The following is a 17509-nucleotide window of genomic DNA, read 5'->3' on the forward strand; positions in this document are numbered from 1 at the left end:
ACACGACCAAAGACAACACCAGGCACACCCGCCCCGATCCGTGGAGACTTCATGTCCGGCCAGCCTGCCGCCCGCCGCACCGTGCTGAAAGGCGCCGCCCTCGCCGGGGCCGCCGGGCTGGGGGCCGCCGCCTGCTCCACGGAGTCCAAGCTCGGCCACGCCCAGGTGCCCACCCCGACCGCCCCGGTCGACCTGGGTGCCCCGGACGCCGTCCCGGTCGGCGGCGCCAAGCTCTACCGCGAGGAGCGGGTCATCGTGCACTGCCCGGCCAAGGGCCAGTACAAGGCCTTCAGCGCGCAGTGCACCCACGCCGGCTGCCTCCTGGACAAGATCGAGGACATGGAGGGCAACTGCCCCTGCCACGGCAGCCGCTTCGACGTCACGACGGGTGAGGCCCTCAAGGGCCCGGCGACGGTCCCGCTCCCGGAGGTCCCGGTCACGGTGCGCGGCGGAAAGCTGATCGCGGGCCCGGACGCCTGACAGGCCCTGTCGCCGACCGGCTTCGACGCCGGCTTCCGCGCCGCCCGACCGGCTTCCGCGCCGCCCGACCGGCTTCCGCGCCGCCCGACCGGCTTCCGCGCCGCCCGGCCCTGACGCCCGCCCGGCCCTGACGTCCGCCCGGCCCTGACGTCCGCCCCGCCCCGACGCCCGACCGCCCCGACGCCCGACCGGCGGCCCGGGGCACGGGTTGGCGGGGCCCGGTTGTCGGTGGCCGCCAGTAGGGTGGGCGGCATGGCAGACCCCTCCAGCTACCGCCCCACGCCGGGGCAGATCCCCGACTCGCCCGGGGTCTACAAGTTCCGTGACGACCACCGCCGGGTGATCTACGTCGGCAAGGCGAAGAGCCTCCGGCAGCGGCTCGCCAACTACTTCCAGGACCTGGCGAGTCTGCACCCTCGCACCCGCACGATGGTCACCACCGCGGCCTCCGTGGAGTGGACGGTCGTCTCCACCGAGGTGGAGGCGCTGCAGCTGGAGTACTCCTGGATCAAGGAGTTCGACCCGCGTTTCAACGTCAAGTACCGGGATGACAAGAGCTATCCGTATCTCGCGGTGACCATGAACGAGGAGTTCCCGCGGGTCCAGGTCATGCGTGGCGCCAAGAAGAAGGGCGTGCGCTACTTCGGTCCCTACGGGCACGCGTGGGCGATCCGCGAGACCGTCGACCTCATGCTCCGGGTCTTCCCCGTACGGACCTGCTCCGCAGGGGTGTTCAAGAACGCGGAGAGGACGGGCCGGCCCTGTCTCCTCGGCTACATCGGCAAGTGCTCGGCCCCGTGCGTCGGGCGGGTCACCCCGCAGGAGCACCGCGAACTGGCCGAAGGCTTCTGCGACTTCATGGCCGGCCGCACCGGCACGTACATCCGCCGTCTGGAGAAGGACATGATGGCGGCCGCCGAGGAGATGGAGTACGAGCGGGCGGCCCGGCTCCGCGACGACATAGAGGCCCTGAAGCGGGCCATGGAGAAGAACGCGGTCGTGCTGGCCGACGCCACCGACGCCGATCTGATCGCGGTCGCCGAGGACGAGCTGGAGGCCGCCGTCCAGATCTTCCACGTACGGGGCGGGCGGGTGCGCGGCCAGCGCGGCTGGGTCACCGACAAGGTCGAGGCCGTCGACACGGCGGGCCTGGTCGAGCACGCGCTGCAGCAGCTGTACGGGGAGGAGAGCGGCGACGCCGTCCCGAAGGAGGTCCTGGTCCCCGCGCTCCCCGAGGATCCCGACGCGGTCGGCCAGTGGCTGAGCGGCCGGCGCGGGTCGAACGTCTCGTTGCGGATCCCGCAGCGCGGCGACAAGAAGGACCTGATGGCGACGGTCGGGCGCAACGCGCAGCAGGCCCTCGTCCTGCACAAGACGAAGCGCGCGAGCGATCTGACGACCCGGTCCCGGGCGCTGGAGGAGATCGCCGCGGCCCTGGACCTGGAGTCGGCGCCGCTGCGGATCGAGTGCTTCGACATCTCGCATCTGCAGGGCGAGGACGTGGTGGCCTCCATGGTGGTCTTCGAGGACGGGCTGCCCAGGAAGAGCGAGTACCGGCGCTTCCAGATCAAGAGCTTCGAGGGGCAGGACGACGTCCGCTCGATGCATGAGGTGATCAGCCGTCGGTTCAAGCGCTATCTGGCCGAGAAGGAGAAGACGGGGGAGTGGGCGGGGGAGGCCGGCGAGGTCCCCGCGGATGACGCGGGCAACGGCAAGGCGAAGCGCTTCGCGTATCCGCCGCAGCTCGTTCTCGTCGACGGCGGGCAGCCGCAGGTCGCGGCCGCCCAGCGGGCCCTGGACGAGCTGGGCATCGACGACGTCGCCGTCTGCGGGATCGCCAAGCGGATGGAGGAGGTCTGGCTGCCCGGCGAGGACGACCCGGTCGTGCTGCCCCGCTCCAGTGAGGGGCTGTATCTCATACAGCGGGTGCGTGACACGGCTCACGACTTCGCGATCCGCTACCAGCGCTCCAAGCGCACCAAGCGGCTCCGCACCAGCCCGCTGGATGCCGTGCCCGGCCTCGGCGAGACCCGTAAGCAGGCGCTGATCAAGTATTTCGGCTCGGTGAAGCGTCTGCGGCAGGCGACAATCGAGCAGATCTGCGAGGTGCCGGGCATGGGCCGTAAGACGGCCGAGTCCGTTGTCGTGGCCCTCGCCCAGGCTGCCCCGGCCGCGCCCGCCGTGAACACGGCGACAGGAGAGATCATTGAAGAGGACGCGGACGACGGGGCTCCGACAGTACGACGCACGACCGAGGACGGGGGCAGCACGGAATGACCGACCAGACCAGATCTGAACAGCCCGGTACGGGCCCGGAGGGCACCGGCCCCGACGCCACGGCCCCTGACGCCACGGGCCCTGAGGCCCCCGGGCAGGACCTCACACGTCCGGAGGCCACCGGACCGGGCGGCACCGGGGCGCCGGGTGCCGGGCCGAGCGCTGGCCGGCCCTCCGGTAGCGTGCCCGACACCACCACCGGCACCACCACCAGTGCCGGGCAGGACGGGGGCGGCCAGGAGGGCCGCACGGACCGAGAAGACGGAGCAGGAGACGTGAGTACGGGCACGACGACCGAGGCCGGGCAGGCCGCCGAGGCGGCCATTCCCGAGCTGGTGATCATCTCCGGTATGTCGGGCGCGGGGCGCAGCACCGCGGCGAAGTGCCTGGAGGACCTCGGCTGGTTCGTCGTCGACAACCTGCCGCCCGCGCTGATCCCGACGATGGTGGAGCTCGGCGCCCGTTCCCAGGGCAACGTGGCCCGCATCGCCGTCGTCGTGGACGTACGCGGCCGTCGGTTCTTCGACAACCTCCGCGAGTCCCTCGCGGATCTCGACGCCAAGCAGGTCACCCGGCGCATCGTCTTCCTGGAGTCGTCCGACGACGCCCTCGTGCGCCGCTTCGAGTCCGTGCGGCGCCCGCACCCGCTGCAGGGTGACGGCCGCATCGTCGACGGAATCGCCGCCGAGCGGGACCTGCTGCGTGAGCTGCGCGGCGACGCCGACCTGGTGATCGACACCTCCAGCCTCAACGTCCACGAGCTGCGCGCCAAGATGGACGCCCAGTTCGCGGGGGACGAGGAGCCGGAGCTGCGGGCCACCGTCATGTCGTTCGGCTACAAGTACGGCCTGCCGGTCGACGCCGACCTGGTGGTCGACTGCCGCTTCCTGCCGAACCCGCACTGGGTGCCGGAGCTGCGGCCGTTCACCGGCCTCAACGAGGAGGTGTCGGGCTATGTCTTCAACCAGCCGGGCGCCAAGGAGTTCCTCAACCAGTACACCGAGCTGCTCCAGCTGATCGCGGCGGGCTACCGCCGGGAGGGCAAGCGGTACGTGACCATCGCCGTCGGCTGTACCGGCGGCAAGCACCGCTCCGTCGCCATGTCCGAGAAGCTCGCCGCGCGCCTGGGGACCGAGGGGATCGAGACCGTTGTCGTCCACCGTGACATGGGGCGCGAGTGACCGGTCGCAATCTCCGCCTGCGCCGGCTGCGCGGCAGTGACACGCCGCGCACCGGCCGCAGGCGCGGCGCCCAGCCCAAGGTCGTCGCCCTCGGCGGCGGCATGGGGCTGTCGGCGTCACTCGCGGCGCTGCGCCGGATCACCGGCGATCTCACCGCGGTCGTCACCGTGGCCGACGACGGCGGCTCCAGCGGCCGGCTCCGGGAGGAGCTCGGCGTGCTGCCGCCCGGCGATCTCCGCAAGGCGCTGGCCGCGCTGTGCGGCGACGACGACTGGGGACAGACCTGGGCGCGGGTCATCCAGCACCGCTTCCAGTCCCAGGGCGACCTGCACGAGCACGCCGTCGGCAATCTGCTGATCGTGGCGCTGTGGGAGCAGCTCGGGGACCATGTCCAGGCCCTGGACCTGGTCGGCAAGCTGCTCGGCGCGCACGGCCGGGTGCTGCCGATGTCCGCCGTGCCGCTGGAGCTCCAGGCGCTGGTCCGAGGCCATGATCCAGCGCGCCCGGACGAGGTGGAGACCGTCCGGGGGCAGGCGACCGTCGCGCTCACCCCCGGTGAGGTGCAGTCCGTGCACCTCGTGCCGAACGATCCGCCGGCCGTCCCGGAGGCCGTCGCCGCGGTCCTGGACGCGGACTGGGTGGTGCTCGGGCCCGGCTCCTGGTTCTCCTCGGTGATCCCGCACCTGCTGGTGCCCGAGCTGCTGGACGCCCTCGTCGAGACCAAGGCCCGTCGGGTCCTCTCCCTCAACCTCGCGCCGCAGCCGGGAGAAACGGAAGGTTTCTCTCCGCAGCGTCATTTGGAGGTTTTGGGACGACACGCCCCTAAACTCGCCCTGGACGTGGTGCTGGCCGACGAGGCCGCCGTGCCCGACCGCGAGTCCCTCGCCGACGCCGCCAAGCGGCTCGGTGCCGCGGTCGAGCTGGCGCCGGTGGCCAGACCCGACGGTGCTCCGAAGCACGACCCGGAGCTGTTGGCCGCCGCGTACGACCGTATTTTTCGGATGCATGGAAGGATCGGCCCATGGCGATGACGGCAGCGGTGAAGGACGAAATCTCCCGGCTCCCCGTCACCCGGACCTGCTGCAGGAAGGCGGAGGTCTCGGCGATCCTGCGGTTCGCGGGCGGGCTGCACCTGGTCAGCGGCCGCATCGTGATCGAGGCGGAGCTGGACACGGGGATCGCGGCGCGCAGGCTCCGCAAGGACATCCTGGAGATCTTCGGGCACTCCTCCGACCTCGTGGTGATGGCGCCCGGAGGGCTGCGCCGCGGCTCCCGCTACGTCGTACGGGTCGTGGCGGGCGGTGACCAGCTGGCACGGCAGACCGGCCTGGTCGACGGCCGGGGCCGGCCCATCCGAGGGCTGCCGCCGCAGGTCGTCTCCGGCGCCACGTGCGACGCGGAGGCGGCGTGGCGCGGGGCCTTCCTGGCGCACGGTTCGCTGACCGAGCCCGGCCGCTCCTCCTCGCTGGAGGTCACCTGCCCGGGGCCGGAGGCCGCGCTGGCGCTGGTCGGTGCGGCGCGTCGGCTCTCCATCGGCGCGAAGGCCCGCGAGGTGCGCGGGGTGGACCGGGTGGTGGTCCGCGACGGCGACGCGATCGGGGCACTGCTGACCCGGCTCGGCGCGCACGAGTCGGTGCTGGCCTGGGAGGAGCGGCGGATGCGCCGCGAGGTCCGCGCCACCGCCAACCGCCTCGCCAACTTCGACGACGCCAACCTGCGCCGCTCCGCCCGCGCGGCGGTGGCCGCCGGTGCGCGGGTCCAGCGCGCCCTGGAGATCCTCGGCGAGGAGGTCCCCGAGCACCTCGCCGCCGCGGGCCGGCTCCGCATGGAGCACAAGCAGGCGTCCCTGGAGGAGCTGGGTGCCCTGGCCGACCCGCCGCTGACGAAGGACGCGGTCGCGGGCCGGATCCGGCGCCTGCTGGCGATGGCGGACAAGCGGGCGCAGGATCTCGGCATCCCCGGCACGGAGTCCAACCTCACGGAGGAAATGGCGGACGGCCTCGTCGGGTGAAGGACGCCTCGTCGGGCGGACCACGGCGCCGCCGGGTTCGATGACGCCTTCGCCGGACAAGCGGCGCCCTCGTCGGGTGCACGACGGCCTTCGTCGGACGGACGACGTCCTCGTCGGGTGCACGACGGCCTTCGTCGGACGGACGACGTCCTCGTCGGGTGCACGACGGCCTTCGTCGGACAGAGGACGGCCTCGTCGGATGACGACGGCTTCGGGCAACAACGGCCTCATCGGGGCATGACGCCCTCGCCGGGTGGCGGTTGCCTCTGTCCCTCCCCCGAGTGAATTTCCGCGCTGCCGACGTCCATTGGGGCGTCGGCAGCGGCGTGTCGCAGACCCCTCGGGCCATCTTGACATGATCATGAACAGTCATGAGCCTGGCATCTGTTTTCTTTCGCGACAGACGAAAGCAAGGGGGGCCAATGAGACAGAGACGAAAAGCGGCATCGCTCCTCGCCGCGACCTCACTCCTGATCGGCGCACTGGCACTCGCACCGCTCGCCGCGGCCGATGCCGGCGGAGGTGACGGCGGGGGAGACGACGGCAGCCTCTCCGTATGGCATGCGAAGGTCACCAAGGCGCAGGTGCCGCTGCTCCTCGCCGCCGGGGCCGACGGGCACGAGCTGACCGAGCAGGTGCCGGACAAGGGCACCGCGACCATCGAGATGTACCTCACCGGCGACCAGGCGGAGCAACTGCGCGGCCAGGGAGTCAGCATCGCCGAGCACTCGGTGCCCGCCGCCGCGCGCAAGCGGATCTCCGCCGCGGGCGACGGGATCTTCCGGCCCTACGGTGGCGCGGGCGGCCTCAAGGAGGAGATCCTCGCCACAGCCAAGGCGAATCCCTCCCTCACCAAGGTCGTCAGCATCGGCAGGACCGTGAACGGCCAGGACATCCTGGCCCTCAAGCTCACCAAGGGCGCCAAGAAGTACCGCGACGGCGCCAAGCCGTCCACCCTCTACCTCTCCAACCAGCACGCCCGCGAGTGGATCACCCCCGAGATGACGCGGCGGCTGCTCCACCACTACCTCGCGAGCTACGGCAAGGACCAGCGGATCACCCGGATCGTGGACTCCACCGAGCTGTGGTTCGTCCTCTCCGCCAATCCCGACGGCTACGACTACTCGCACGCGCCCGACGGTGAACGCCAGTGGCGCAAGAACCTCCGCGACAACAACCGCGACGGCAAGATCGCCCCCGGCGACGGCGTCGACCTCAACCGCAACTTCTCCTACAAGTGGGGCTACGACAACGAGGGTTCGTCCCCCGACCCCGCCGACGAGACCTACCGGGGCACCGCCGCCGGCTCCGAGCCCGAGACCAGGGCCCTCGACGCCTTCCAGAAGCGGATCGGCTTCGAGTACGGCATCAACTACCACTCCGCCGCCCAGCTGATCCTCTACGGCGTGGGCTGGCAGGTCGGCTCACCGACCCCGGACGACGTCCTCTACAAGTCGCTCGCCGGTACGCCCGAGAAGTCCGCCGTCCCCGGCTACCGCCCGCAGATCGCCTCCGAGCTCTACACCACCAACGGCGAGGCCGACGGTCACGCGGCCAACGCCAACGGCATGCTGATGTTCACTCCGGAGATGTCGACCTGTGCGACCGTCTCCCGGATCGACCCGAACGACGCCTGGGAACCGGCCGACTGTGCGTCCGTCTTCACCTTCCCCGACGACGAGAAACTGATCCAGCAGGAGTTCGCCAAGAACATCCCGTTCGCACTCGCCGTCGCCGAGAGCGCCGCACACCCCGACCGGCCGTCGTCCCCGGTCGGTATCGAGGCCCCCGACTTCACCCCGGACGCGTTCACCGTCTCGTACACGCGCGGCGACCAGGAGGTGTCCGTCACCGCCCGTAAGTCGCTTCGCGACAAGGAGCTCAACTACCGCGTCAACGGCGGACGCCCGCACGACGAGGACCTCGAGCCCTGGAAGGGCGGCAAGACCTACGGGGGCCACGACAACATCCGCTTCGACCAGTACCGGGCCGAGGTGAAGGGCGCGCGGCCCGGCGACAAGGTCGAGGTCTGGTTCACCGGTCGCGCCGCTGACGGAAACCGGGTCTCCAGCACCCCCTTCACGTACACCGTCGCCGAACGGCCCCGCGCCGACACCCTCGTCCTCGCCGAGGAGGGAGCCCCCGCCAAGCACACCGAGGCGTACACTCGGGCGCTCTCCGACAACGGCCACAAGGCCGCTGTCTGGGACGTCGCGACGCAGGGCACCCCGCATCCGCTCGGCGTCCTCTCCCACTTCAAGACCGTCGTCTGGTACACCGGCGCGGGCAAGCCGTCCGGCCCGGTCATGTTCGCCGTCCGTGACTACCTGAACGAGGGCGGCAAGCTCGTCAACGCCGGTGAGGAGTCCGGCGGTTTCGTCGACATCGGCCGCGCGGACTCCAACGACTTCGCCCAGTACTACCTCGGGGCGTACCACCACGCCGGCCTGAAGACCCCGCCCGGGTTCGCCGGAACCGGGCCCTTCGCCGGTACGCAGGCGGTCCTCGGTGACGCCACGGACAACCCGCTGAACGCGGCGGGCGCGTACACCGTCACCTCCGACACGCTCGATCCGAAGCAGTTCCCGCAGTTCGCGGGCGCGGCCGCGGGCGACTACCCGGGTGTACGGACCCCGTTCGAGCCGTACGAGGGCACCACCTTCGCCGCGGCCGAGCACGCCGACGACTCCTGGACGCGGCTCAGCCGCACCGTCGACCTGACCGGCACACCCGCCTCGGCGAAGCCGACCCTCCGGTTCCAGCTCAGCTACGACACCGAGAAGGACTACGACAACGTGGTCGTCGAGGCCCGCACGGTCGGCCAGGACGACTGGACGACCCTGCCCGACACCGGCGGCGGCACCACCTCCGAGACGCCCGCCGAGTGCCAGGAGGGCTTCTACATCAACGGCCACCCCTTCCTCGCGCACTACCTCACCATCCAGGGCGACACCTGTGCGCCGACCGGAACCACCGGCGCCTGGAACCGGTTCACCGGCAGTTCCAACGGCTGGCAGCCCGTCTCCGTCGACCTGAGCGCCTACGCGGGCAAGCAGGTCGAGCTGTCGATCTCGTACATCACCGACCCGGGCACGGGCGGCCTCGGTGTCTTCGCCGACGACACGAGCCTCGTCATCGGCGGCACCCCGCAGGGCGAGGAGGGCTTCGAGACCTCCCTCGGTCCCTGGAGCGTGACCGGACCGCCGGCGGGCAGTCCCGAGAACGCGACCGCCTGGGCGCGCTCGCCCGCGCTCTTCCACTCCTACGCGGCCGTCACCACGCGCGACACCGTGCTCCTGGGCTTCGGACTCGAGCACGTCAAAACCGCGACGGAGCGTAAGCAGATCATCGGAAACGCACTGAGCAAGCTGCGCAATTGAGCGCCGGTGTCCACTCGTGAGCATCGGCAATCGCCGCTGATCACGGCCCTGTACGGCGGCCCGTACTCCTACCGAGTAGTACGGGCCGCATCGCCACGTTCTGTGGCTCCTGAATGTCACCGAAGGGCCCTTCGGGGGGTAGGGTCGTAAGCGGTCGGGGACATCCCATACAGCTCGCCGGCGTCGAAACCCGGCGTACCAACGAGGAGATCGGTTACGTGACGATCCGCGTAGGCATCAACGGCTTTGGCCGCATCGGTCGTAACTACTTCCGCGCGCTGCTGGAGCAGGGTGCTGACATCGAGATCGTGGCTGTCAACGACCTGGGCGACACCGCGACCACCGCTCACCTGCTGAAGTACGACACGATCCTGGGGCGCCTCAAGGCCGAGGTGACCCACACCGCCGACACCATCACCGTCGACGGGCACACCATCAAGGTGCTCTCCGAGCGCAACCCGGCCGACATCCCCTGGGGTGAGCTGGGCGTCGACATCGTCATCGAGTCGACCGGCATCTTCACGAAGAAGTCGGATGCCGAGAAGCACATCGCGGGTGGCGCGAAGAAGGTCCTCATCTCGGCTCCGGCCAAGGAGGAGGACATCACCATCGTGATGGGCGTCAACCAGGACAAGTACGACGCGGCCAAGCACCACGTCATCTCCAACGCCTCCTGCACCACCAACTGTGTGGCGCCGATGGCCAAGGTTCTCGACGAGAACTTCGGCATCACCAAGGGCATGATGACCACGGTCCACGCGTACACGAACGACCAGCGCATCCTGGACTTCCCGCACTCCGACCTGCGTCGCGCCCGCGCCGCCGCGGAGAACATCATCCCGACCTCGACGGGTGCCGCCAAGGCCACCGCTCTGGTCCTCCCGCAGCTCAAGGGCAAGCTGGACGGCATCGCCATGCGCGTCCCGGTCCCGACGGGCTCCGTGACCGACCTCGTTGTCGAACTCGACCGCGAGGTCACCAAGGACGAGATCAACACCGCCTTCCAGAAGGCTGCCGAGGGTCAGCTCCAGGGCATCCTGGACTACACCGAGGACCCGATCGTCTCCTCGGACATCGTGAACTGGCCGGCCTCCTGCACCTTCGACTCCTCCCTGACCATGGTTCAGGGCAAGCAGGTCAAGATCGTCGGCTGGTACGACAACGAGTGGGGCTACTCGAACCGTCTCGTCGACCTGACCGTCTTCGTCGGCAACCAGCTGTGACCAGCCGATAAGGCATAAGGCATCTTGATGTGAGCGCAGGGCTCGAACAGCGCAACGCGGCGCTGTACGAGCCCTGTCGCTTGTGCTCGACCTCCTAGGAGTCATCACCATGAAGACGATCGACGAACTTCTCGCCGAAGGCGTCACCGGCAAGCGGGTCTTCGTCCGCGCCGACCTCAATGTGCCGCTCGACGGCACCAGGATCACCGACGACGGCCGTATCCGCGCCGTGCTGCCGACCGTGAAGGCCCTGGCCGACGCGGGCGCGCGGGTCATCGTCGCCTCCCACCTGGGCCGCCCCAAGGGCGCCCCGGACCCGGCGTTCTCGCTCGCCCCGGCCGCCGCGCGCCTCGGTGAACTGCTCGGCGCCGACGTGGCGTTCGCGACCGACACGGTCGGCGAGTCCGCCCGCAGCACCGTGGACGGCCTCGCCGACGGCCGGGTCGCCGTCATCGAGAACCTCCGCTTCAACGCCGGCGAGACGTCCAAGGACGACGCCGAGCGCGGCGCCTTCGCCGACCAGCTCGCCGCCCTCGCCGACGCCTACGTGGGCGACGGCTTCGGAGCCGTCCACCGCAAGCACGCCTCGGTGTACGACCTCCCGGCGCGCCTCCCGCACGCCGCCGGCTCCCTCATCGCCACCGAGGTCGGCGTTCTGAAGAAGCTCACCGAGGACGTCAAGCGGCCGTACGTGGTCGTCCTCGGCGGAGCCAAGGTCTCCGACAAGCTGGCGGTCATCGACCAGCTGCTGGAGAAGGCTGATCGGATCCTGATCGGCGGAGGCATGGCGTACACCTTCCTCAAGGCCAAGGGCCACGAGGTCGGCAAGTCGCTGCTTCAGGCGGACCAGATTCCGGCCTGCCTGGAGTACCTTGCCCGCGCCGAGAAGCGCGGCGTGGAGTTCGTGCTCCCCGTCGACGTACTGGTCTCGCCGGACTTCCCGGACCTGAAGACGAAGGCCCCGGCCAACCCGACCACGGTCGCCGCGGACGCCATCCCGAAGGACCAGGAGGCCATGGACATCGGCCCCGAGACCCGCAAGCTGTACGCCGCGAAGCTCGCCGACGCGGCCACCGTGTTCTGGAACGGCCCCATGGGCGTGTTCGAGCACCCGGACTTCGCCGAGGGCACCAAGGCGGTCGCCCAGGGGCTCGTCGACTCCTCGGCCTTCACGGTTGTCGGCGGTGGAGACTCCGCCGCGGCCGTGCGGCTCCTGGGCTTCGACGAGAACACATTCGGCCACATTTCGACCGGCGGTGGCGCCAGCCTCGAATACCTCGAGGGCAAGACGCTTCCCGGCCTCGCCGCACTGGAGGACTGACACCTACATGAGTACGCGTATCCCGCTGATGGCGGGCAACTGGAAGATGAACCTCAACCACCTCGAGGCCATCGCGCACGTCCAGAAGCTCGCCTTCGCGCTCGCCGACAAGGACTACGACGCCGTCGAGGTCGCCGTCCTGCCGCCCTTCACCGACCTGCGCTCCGTGCAGACCCTGGTGGACGGCGACAAGCTCAAGATCAAGTACGGCGCCCAGGACCTCTCGGCGCACGACTCCGGTGCGTACACCGGTGAGATCTCGGGCCCGATGCTGTCGAAGCTGAAGTGCACGTACGTCGCCATCGGTCACTCCGAGCGACGGCAGTACCACGCGGAGACGGACGAGCTCTGCAACGCCAAGGTGAAGGCCGCCTACCGTAACGGCCTGACGCCGATCCTCTGTGTCGGAGAGGGCCTGGACATCCGCAAGGCGGGCGATCAGGTCTCCTACACGCTCGCCCAGCTCGACGGCGGTCTGAAGGACATCCCGGCCGAGCAGGCCCAGTCCATCGTGATCGCGTACGAGCCGGTGTGGGCCATCGGCACCGGCGAGGTGGCCACCCCCGAGGACGCCCAGGAGGTCTGCGGGGCGATCCGCGTCAGGCTGGCCGAGCTGTACGACCTGGAGCTGGCGGACAAGGTCCGGATCCAGTACGGCGGCTCGGTGAAGGCCGGGAACGTCGCCGCGATCATGGCGCAGCCGGATGTCGACGGCGCCCTGGTGGGCGGCGCGGCGCTGGACTCGGACGAGTTCGTGAAGATCGTCCGGTTCCGCGACCAGTGAGTAGGCCGTAGGGCCCATCCCGTCGTACCCTTGCGGGGGCCGAGGTGCCTGGCACCCGGCCCCCGTCTCCTTGAGCGTTTGATCCGTTTGATCCGTTGTTCCGTCCCACACCGTCCGAGGAAGTTGGTCCAGCCGTGATTATGGGGTTCTCGATCGCCCTGATCGTCTTCAGCCTGCTGATGATGCTGCTGGTGCTGATGCACAAGGGGAAGGGCGGCGGCCTGTCCGACATGTTCGGTGGCGGCATGCAGTCGTCCGTCGGCGGCTCCTCGGTCGCCGAGCGCAACCTCGACCGCATCACCGTGGTGATCGGTCTGCTGTGGTTCGCGTGCATTGTCGTACTTGGTCTGCTGATGAAGCTGGGCAACTGACCCACTGAGGGCGTCCCGGGGGTGGGGGTGTAACTCCAATCACTGGACGCGCGTTGGGCCTTACGTAGACTGGGGCATCTTCGAGCACCATCACGCAGGGAGTTACGACCGTGGCAAGTGGCAACGCGATCCGGGGAAGCCGGGTCGGAGCGGGGCCGATGGGGGAGGCCGAGCGGGGCGAGTCCGCGCCGCGTCTCCGCATCTCCTTCTGGTGCTCGAACGGGCACGAGACGCAGCCGAGCTTCGCCAGCGACGCGCAGGTCCCGGATCACTGGGACTGCCCGCGATGCGGTTTCCCGGCCGGTCAGGACCGGGACAACCCGCCGGACCCGCCGCGCACCGAGCCGTACAAGACGCATCTGGCGTATGTGCGCGAGCGGCGCAGCGACGCGGACGGCGAGGCGATCCTCGCCGAGGCGCTGGCCAAGCTCCGGGGCGAGATCTGAAGAACTGAAGAGATGACGTGACGCCGGGCCCGGCCCGTGGAGGAACCCCAGGAATCCTCCACGGGCCGGGCCCGACGCGTTGTCCACAGGTCGCGAAGCGCGGTCGCCCGGATCAACTAAGTTGGGAGACGCAGCGGGGCACGCAGGCAGGTATTGAGAAGAAGTGGGCTGATGTCCAAGATGAACGCAGAAGGACGCACCAGGCTCAACCGGATGCCGGAGTGGGCTGCTCTGGGCAAGCACCGCGAGCAGCTGGGCGAGACACATCTGCGGGAGCTGTTCGCCGCCGATCCGGACCGCGGCAGCGCGTACACCCTCCAGGTCGGCGATCTCCATGTCGACTACTCCAAGCACCTGGTGACCGACGAGACGCTGGCGCTGCTGCGCGAGCTGGCCGCCGCCACCGACGTCACCGGGCTGCGGGACGCCATGTTCCGCGGCGACAAGATCAACATCACCGAGAACCGGGCCGTGCTGCACACCGCGCTGCGCGCCCCGCGCGACGCCGTCGTCGAGGTCGACGGTGAGAACGTGGTGCCCGAGGTGCACGCCGTGCTCGACGAGATGGCCGCGTTCTCCGAGCAGATCCGCTCGGGCGGCTGGACCGGCCACACCGGAAAGCCCATCAAAAACGTTGTCAACATCGGCATCGGCGGCTCCGACCTGGGCCCCGCGATGGCGTACGAGGCGCTGCGCTCCTACACCGCCCGCGATCTGACGTTCCGTTTCGTCTCCAATGTCGACGGTGCCGATCTGCACGAAGCGGTCCGCGACCTCGATGCCGCCGAGACGCTGTTCATCATCGCGTCCAAGACGTTCACCACCATCGAGACCGTCACCAACGCCACCTCCGCCCGCAACTGGCTGCTCACCGAGCTCAGGGCCGGCCAGGACGCGGTCGCCCGGCACTTCGTCGCCCTGTCGACGAACGCGGAGAAGGTCGCCGAGTTCGGCATCGACACGGCGAACATGTTCGGGTTCTGGGACTGGGTCGGCGGGCGCTATTCGTACGACTCGGCCATCGGCCTCTCCTTGATGATCGCCATCGGCCCGGACCACTTCCGCGAGATGCTCGACGGGTTCCACCTGATCGACCAGCACTTCCTCACCACCCCGCCGGAGGAGAACGGGCCGCTGCTGCTCGGTCTGCTCGGTGTCTGGTACGGCGCCTTCTTCGACGCCCAGTCCCACGCGGTGCTGCCGTACTCGCACTACCTCAGCAAGTTCACGGCGTACCTCCAGCAGCTGGACATGGAGTCCAACGGCAAGTCCGTCGACCGCGACGGCAAGCGGGTCGACTGGCAGACCGGCCCCGTCGTCTGGGGCACGCCCGGGACCAACGGTCAGCACGCGTACTACCAGTTGATCCATCAGGGTACGAAGCTCATCCCGGCCGACTTCATCGGCTTCGCGCGGCCGGTCCCGGATCTGCCCGCAGGACTGGCCGCCCAGCACGACCTGCTGATGGCCAACTTCTTCGCCCAGACGCAGGCCCTGGCCTTCGGCAAGACTCCCGAGGAGGTGCGGGCGGAGGGCGTCGCGGAGGAGCTGGTGCCGCACAAGACGTTCCTCGGCAACCATCCGACGACCACCATCCTCGGATGCGAACTCACGCCGTCCGTACTGGGCCAGCTGATCGCGCTCTACGAACACAAGGTGTTTGTTCAGGGAGCCGTCTGGAACATCGACTCCTTCGACCAGTGGGGCGTCGAGCTCGGCAAGGTCCTCGCCAAGCGGATCGCGCCCGTCCTGACCGACGGGACCGGGGGCGAGGGACTGGACAGCTCGACCGCCGCCCTGGTGGCCAGGTACCGAACGCTGCGGTGGGGGTCCCCCCACGCCCGCAGGGCGTAGGGGGAGCTGATCCGATGAGGGGGGAGGAGGCCGTGCGGCTGAGGCCGCCGAACAACGCGCTGAACGAGCGGGCCGTCGGCTGGTGGCGGACACAGTGCCTGCTGACGACGCTGGTGCCGGTGGCCGTGCTCGGGGTGCTGGGCGCGTTCATCGGGCCCGCGCGGGACTGGCTGCTGGCCGCCGGCGCGGCGGTGGCGGTCATCGGTCTGGCCGGCACGGCCTTCCTCCCCTCCTGGTGGTACCGGGTGCACCGCTGGGAGGTCACGGACGAAGCGGTGTACGTCCGCACCGGCGCCCTCTGGCAGGAGTGGCGGATCGCGCCGATGTCCCGGATCCAGACCGTGGACACCGTACGCGGACCGCTGGAGCAGGCGTTCCGGCTCGCCACGGTCACCGTCACCACCGCGTCCGCCAAGGGCGCGATCCGGATCGAGGGCCTGGACCACGCACTCGCGGCGGACCTGGCCGAGCAGCTGACCCGGATAACCCAGGCCACGCCCGGGGACGCCACATGAGCGACCACGGCGACGACTGGCTGCGGCTGGACCGGCGCACGGTCCTGGTCACGGCCGCGGTCATGACCGGAGTCGCGGGCGGCGCGGGACTGCCGGTCTTTTTCGGCCTGGCGGGCGGTATGCCCTGGTGGCAGGCGCTGGCATGGGTCATGGCCGGGGCCGTCGTGCTCATCGTGGGCGGTGCCGGGGCGGACTACGTCCGGTGGCGGCGTACGAGATATCGCATCGGCCCTGAGCGCGCCGAACTCCACACCGGCCTGCTCCTCGTCAAACGCCGCACGCTGGCGCGCGAGCGGATCCGCAGCGTCGATCTGACCGCCAATCCGCTCCTGCGGATACTCGGCCTGGTCGAGGTCAGGATCGGCACCGGCGAGCATGCCGGTGGCGGCGAGTCCACGCTGGAGCTCGACCCCGTCACCAGGGCGGAGGGCGAACGGCTGCGCCGTGAGCTGCTGGACCGCGCGGTGGCCGCCGGCCCCGGAGGCCACCGCGAAGGCGAGTTGGCCGCGCTCGACCTCCGATGGATCCGATACGCCCCCGTGTCGTTCGTCGCGCCGCTGCTCGGCGGGGCGGCGGCCGGAGCGGTGATGCAGGTCAGCGAATGGTTCGGGGCCCAGGGCGAGGTCATCGACTGGACAGCCGACCGGTTCCGCGACACGCCCCTCGTCTGGACGATCGTCGTGCTGGCCGCGCTCGCCCTGCTGTCCGGTGTCATCGGGGCGCTCGGACTCTGGATCGAGATGTGGTGGAACTACCGCCTGGAGCGGGAGCCCGGCGGCACCCTCAGGGTCCGGCGCGGGCTGTTCACCGCCCGCTCGCTGTCCATCGAGGAGCGCCGGTTGCGCGGCGTGGAGCTCGTCGAACCGCTGGGCGTACGGCTGTGCGGCGCGGCGAGGGTGGACGCGGTCGCGACCGGCCTGGTCAAGGACGACGACGAGCAGCGCGCCGACCACAAGACGCTCCTGACGGCCGCGCCGCGTGCCGCCGCGGACGCGGTGGTGGCGCTGGTGCTGCGCGAGACGGGCGCGCCCACGAGCACGCCCCTTGTGCCGCATCCGCGCGCTGCCCGCTCCCGCCGACTGCGCTGGGCGGTGGCCGTCGCGCTCGTGCCGTCGCTGGTCCTCGCGGCGTTCGGCCTGCTGACCATGGCCGTCGTCTGCGCGGTGATCCTCATACCGCTCGCGGCGCTCCTGGCACTGGACGCGTACCGCGCCCTGGGACACGCCGCCGCCGGCGACTACGTGGTGGCCCGCTCGGGCACGATCCGGCGTGGGACGGTGGCCCTTCAGCGCGGCGGTGTCATCGGCTGGACCCTCAAACAGTCCTGGTTCCAGCGCCGCGCGGGCCTTCTGACGGTGACGGCGACGACGGCGGCGGGCGACGGGGCGTACGCGGTCTACGACGCCGACGAACGCGAGGTCCTGGACTTCGCGTCCCACGCGGTTCCGGGCCTGCTGGAGCCGTTCCTGCTGCGGGGGGCCTCCCTGGCGCGGGGACCGGAGGGCGGGGGCGGGTAGGGGGCGCCTGCGGCGGGGCTCCAAAGGAGCCCGTCTGTGGGCCCCACGCCCGCCAGGGCGTGGGGGGAGTTTGAGGACACGGCCCGCCGCAGGCGCGCAAACACGACAGCCCGGGCCCGCCCCCTAGGGGGCGGGCCCGGGCTGTCGTG

14 protein-coding genes are annotated in these 17509 nt (G+C 70.3%); all 14 read left to right on the forward strand.

Annotated elements, in window-relative coordinates; genetic code table 11:
- The first annotated feature begins 51 nt into the window (after window positions 1–51).
- Window positions 52–480, forward strand: coding sequence for a Rieske (2Fe-2S) protein (locus ABT342_RS12190; RefSeq protein ID WP_351570948.1), 429 nt, complete (start codon window positions 52–54; stop codon window positions 478–480).
- A gap of 252 nt (window positions 481–732) precedes the next feature.
- Window positions 733–2757: an excinuclease ABC subunit UvrC gene (uvrC, locus tag ABT342_RS12195; protein WP_351570950.1), complete on the forward strand. Its 2025-nt coding sequence runs from the start codon at window positions 733–735 to the stop codon at window positions 2755–2757.
- A complete protein-coding gene (gene rapZ, locus ABT342_RS12200) occupies window positions 2754–3938 on the forward strand; it encodes an RNase adapter RapZ (protein WP_502965514.1) in 1185 nt (394 codons plus the stop codon). The genes uvrC and rapZ overlap by 4 nt, the downstream gene beginning before the upstream one ends.
- A complete protein-coding gene (locus ABT342_RS12205; RefSeq protein WP_351570955.1) occupies window positions 3935–4969 on the forward strand; it encodes a gluconeogenesis factor YvcK family protein in 1035 nt (344 codons plus the stop codon). The genes rapZ and ABT342_RS12205 overlap by 4 nt, the downstream gene beginning before the upstream one ends.
- Window positions 4960–5949 carry a DNA-binding protein WhiA gene (gene whiA / locus ABT342_RS12210; RefSeq protein ID WP_351570958.1) on the forward strand — a complete coding sequence of 330 codons (990 nt, stop codon included), beginning with the start codon at window positions 4960–4962 and terminating at the stop codon, window positions 5947–5949. The genes ABT342_RS12205 and whiA overlap by 10 nt, the downstream gene beginning before the upstream one ends.
- 422 nt (window positions 5950–6371) lie before the next feature.
- Window positions 6372–9329, forward strand: a complete 2958-nt coding sequence (locus ABT342_RS12215) for a M14 family metallopeptidase (protein ID WP_351570961.1) — start codon at window positions 6372–6374, stop codon at window positions 9327–9329.
- A gap of 218 nt (window positions 9330–9547) precedes the next feature.
- Window positions 9548–10552, forward strand: a complete 1005-nt coding sequence (gene gap / locus ABT342_RS12220) for a type I glyceraldehyde-3-phosphate dehydrogenase (protein ID WP_351570964.1) — start codon at window positions 9548–9550, stop codon at window positions 10550–10552.
- A 109-nt stretch (window positions 10553–10661) separates the two neighbouring features.
- Window positions 10662–11873, forward strand: coding sequence for a phosphoglycerate kinase (locus ABT342_RS12225; protein ID WP_351570967.1), 1212 nt, complete (start codon window positions 10662–10664; stop codon window positions 11871–11873).
- A gap of 7 nt (window positions 11874–11880) precedes the next feature.
- Window positions 11881–12657: a triose-phosphate isomerase gene (gene tpiA / locus ABT342_RS12230; RefSeq protein WP_351570970.1), complete on the forward strand. Its 777-nt coding sequence runs from the start codon at window positions 11881–11883 to the stop codon at window positions 12655–12657.
- 140 nt (window positions 12658–12797) lie between these two features.
- A complete protein-coding gene (gene secG, locus ABT342_RS12235; RefSeq protein ID WP_351571022.1) occupies window positions 12798–13028 on the forward strand; it encodes a preprotein translocase subunit SecG in 231 nt (76 codons plus the stop codon).
- Between the two features lie 110 nt (window positions 13029–13138).
- A complete protein-coding gene (locus ABT342_RS12240; protein ID WP_351570973.1) occupies window positions 13139–13474 on the forward strand; it encodes an RNA polymerase-binding protein RbpA in 336 nt (111 codons plus the stop codon).
- A gap of 180 nt (window positions 13475–13654) precedes the next feature.
- Complete coding sequence (gene pgi / locus ABT342_RS12245) at window positions 13655–15328, forward strand: glucose-6-phosphate isomerase (RefSeq protein WP_351571025.1); 1674 nt, start codon at window positions 13655–13657, stop codon at window positions 15326–15328.
- Between the two features lie 14 nt (window positions 15329–15342).
- Window positions 15343–15843, forward strand: coding sequence for a PH domain-containing protein (locus ABT342_RS12250; RefSeq protein WP_351570976.1), 501 nt, complete (start codon window positions 15343–15345; stop codon window positions 15841–15843).
- Window positions 15840–17360, forward strand: coding sequence for a PH domain-containing protein (locus tag ABT342_RS12255; RefSeq protein WP_351570978.1), 1521 nt, complete (start codon window positions 15840–15842; stop codon window positions 17358–17360). Before ABT342_RS12250 ends, ABT342_RS12255 begins: the two co-directional genes overlap by 4 nt.
- The last annotated feature ends 149 nt before the right edge of the window (window positions 17361–17509 follow it).

This window comes from Streptomyces sp. NPDC000410 (assembly GCF_040300305.1).
Classification (GTDB): domain Bacteria; phylum Actinomycetota; class Actinomycetes; order Streptomycetales; family Streptomycetaceae; genus Streptomyces.